Annotated in this window: 1 protein-coding gene; it reads left to right on the forward strand. The window is 47.6% G+C overall.

What is annotated here, in order from left to right:
- Positions 1–56: 56 nt before the first annotated feature.
- A partial coding sequence (locus tag Q0277_RS09065; protein WP_297997419.1) for a TonB-dependent receptor plug domain-containing protein occupies positions 57–1,125 on the forward strand: 1,069 nt, incomplete at its 3' end.

Genomic DNA, 1,125 nt, shown 5'->3' on the forward strand with positions numbered 1-1,125 from the left:
GATTAATTTTATATTATTTGTATTTTTTTAATCTCATTATCATTTAGGAGTTTCGTATGAAAAAATTTCATCTGGCTTTGTCTTTGTGCGCGGTTCTTTGCTTAAGCGCACAAGCAGACGAGAAATCAAGCGCTACGGACACATCCAAAAGCAAGGATTCAAATACGCAAAGCCTGGGCGTAATCGAAGTTACTAGCGATTCTAGCACGCCTAGCACCGTGGATGATATCAAAATCAATACTCGCAACGCTACGCTCATCAAAGATGTATTTCGCGACATCCCAGGCGTTTATGTGGGCGGCACCAACGGCATGAATCAAAAAATTTATATGCGCGGCGTGAGCGATCGCGGTCTAAATATCACGATTGACGGCGCGAAGCAAAACGGCAATACCTTTCATCACAACGCCGATTTACTAATCGATCCTGATCTTATCAAAGCCGTAGAGGTCGATGTAGGCGCGCGCTCAGTCGTGAACGGCTCGGGCGCTTTGGGCGGCTCAGTTGCCTTCAGGACGGTAGACGCTTCTGACATGCTTGAGGACGGTCAAAATATCGGCGCGAAGCTCAAAGTGGGCTATACGAGCAATAACGAAGGCTATTCGCAAAGTGCGATGCTCTACGGCAGAGCGTTTGATAGCCTAGATATGCTTGCTGCGTTTAAGCACTACGGATACGGCTTCGGCGAATCTGGCAACGGCAAACCTACGGGCGGCGACGGCAACGACATAAATTATTTATTAAAAGCGGGCTATAGATTTTTGGATTTCCATAAAATTTCGCTCTCTACCGAGCATATGCAGTATAAAGGTCTCTATCCGCTGCGACCGGAATTTGGCTCATGGCTAAACGGGCAGCTGGATAACCGCAAATACGAGCGCGATACGCACACGATCAAATACACATATAATCCAAGCGACCTGCTAGAACTCGACATCACTGGATACTACACAAAGCATCAACGCATCGGATCGACTTCGACGAACGTAAAATGGGGCGTCGAGACCAAAGGCGGCAAAATCGGCGCTAAGAGTAAATTTGAAACGGGCGATCTGGCTCATACGCTACGCTACGGCTTTGATTACTACCGCTCCGAAAACTACGTTAAGCCCGGCAATCTACGCC

The sequence above is a fragment of the uncultured Campylobacter sp. genome, assembly GCF_938030815.1.
Lineage (GTDB): Bacteria > Campylobacterota > Campylobacteria > Campylobacterales > Campylobacteraceae > Campylobacter_B.